Genomic DNA, 1,671 nt, shown 5'->3' with positions numbered 1-1,671 from the left:
CAGTTGAGCACGGCCAACAGCCGCGCGTTTACCTCTTGGCTCTTTGGGGCTGAGGGGACCCAGCACGGTCACAACGCCCTGCGGGTCCTGTTCTCGCTGCGCACCCTGGCCGATCTGCCGGCCGCCGACTTCGACCGGGCCATGGCCGAAACCGCCTGGTTCGAGGCCGCCTGTTCGGCGTTTACCGCCGGGTTTGTCGAAGCGCGCCGCCGCTTCTTGGTGGAGGTCATTGGCAACCGCGCGCCCTGGACGCCGGCCCAGTTGCGCAAGATGACCGACGCGGAGATCAAGGCCCTGCCGCCGCGCCCCGATTGGCTCGCGATCCAAGCGCAACTGCAACTGGCAAAGGACGCCTGGGGTTCCGCATGAGGGCGGACAAGTACGGTACGGTCTCGGAACAGGCCCGCTATTTTGCCGGCTGGAAGAGCCCGCGTCAGGTCGAGCACGCGGGGAAGATATGCGCGTCGTGCCGTCACCTGGCGCGCTCCCTGTCGGGCAAGGGATGGTCTTGTATTGCCCCATCGCAGGAGGGGCGAGCCAGCGGCTGGGCGACGGGAGCCAACTGCGGATGTGACCGTTGGACGAGCCTTGGAGGTGCCGCATGAACATGCCCCCCGCCCCCCTCGCGATGATCCTGTCCATCGTCCACGTCGACCCCGCCACCAACACGCGTCATCGCTTGGCTCTGGCCGGGCGGCTGCTGCGCGATGCCCTGGGGGTGTTGTTCCAGTCCCACTACCACGCCACCCGCGACCTCGCGGTGCACTACGCAACCACAGACGCCGGAGGCGCCGCATGACTCCCCACCGCATCATCCCGCTGGCCACCCTGACCCCGTATCCGCGCGCCCGGCCGGCCGCGGTCACCTTGGCGGTCGACCCCAGCGGCGACACGGTGGTCCGCCTGGAGGACATCGGCAGCTATCAGCCCCTGTTGGATGGCGCCGCGTTCCTCAGTCCCGCCGAGGCCGCGGAGGCGCTGGCCGAGCGCTACCCCGCGCCGGGGCAACTGGCCTGGGATGACCTTGGCACCGCCTACACGACGGCGCTCAGCGATGGGTGTCGGGATGATCCGGTGACCTGGGTCGTCGGTCAGACCCAAGGCTATCTCGTGCTGGACCTGCCCAGCGTGCGCGTCATGGTGTGGGTCGGGGCGGCTGCCGCGGGCGTCTCCCGTGCCGTCGCCGATTGGCTGGGCCAGGCCCTGCCGGAGCAGCCGGTGCGCCGCCGCGCGGGCGGTGACCCGGAATCCTGCGAGGTGGTGGTGGGGGCGCTCCATGCCTGGTAACGCGCCGCTGACCTGCGCCCTGGTTGGGCTGCTGGTGGCGGCCCCGCTGCGGGCCGCCGATGGCTGGATCGCCCCGACGCTGCCGGGCACCGCGATCCGGGACTACCGGGCGGCGCCATGGCGCGCGCAGGGGTCGGCGGCGCATCCGGTCTATCCAGGGACCGACCTCCGCCGCTATGGGGCCGCTGAGCGGCTGGTGCCCTACGCCGGGCGCTGGTATCGGGCGCTGCCGGGATCGGCCGCGCCCGACGTGCGACACGGAGATTTCCGCGGCGAACGGCCGCGGTGATTAGGACATGACGCAGTAGGTCACCACCGCGGGGCCGCCGCTTGCCACTTGCAGGTACAGCGGATTCACCCTGACCAGCACGGCGATATCGACAC

General features: G+C 70.7%; 4 protein-coding genes. All 4 read left to right on the top strand.

Annotated elements, in window-relative coordinates; genetic code table 11:
- Nucleotides 1-369 (top strand): hypothetical protein (locus A39O_RS32770; protein ID WP_157639879.1); only part of this gene is annotated, 369 nt, incomplete at its 5' end.
- A gap of 232 nt (nt 370-601) precedes the next feature.
- Nucleotides 602-799, top strand: a complete 198-nt coding sequence (locus A39O_RS32765; RefSeq protein WP_020504326.1) for a hypothetical protein — start codon at nt 602-604, stop codon at nt 797-799.
- Nucleotides 796-1,287 (top strand): hypothetical protein, encoded by a 492-nt coding sequence (locus A39O_RS0108935; RefSeq protein ID WP_020504325.1) that lies wholly within the window; start codon nt 796-798, stop codon nt 1,285-1,287. The genes A39O_RS32765 and A39O_RS0108935 overlap by 4 nt, the downstream gene beginning before the upstream one ends.
- On the top strand, nt 1,277-1,576 hold the full coding sequence (locus A39O_RS0108930) for a hypothetical protein (protein ID WP_020504324.1): 300 nt from the start codon (nt 1,277-1,279) through the stop codon (nt 1,574-1,576). The genes A39O_RS0108935 and A39O_RS0108930 overlap by 11 nt, the downstream gene beginning before the upstream one ends.
- Nucleotides 1,577-1,671 lie beyond the last annotated feature (95 nt).

Origin of the sequence: Lamprocystis purpurea DSM 4197, from assembly GCF_000379525.1 — a bacterium.
GTDB lineage: Bacteria > Pseudomonadota > Gammaproteobacteria > Chromatiales > Chromatiaceae > Thiodictyon > Thiodictyon purpureum.
This window is presented reverse-complemented; position numbering and strand designations above follow the sequence as displayed.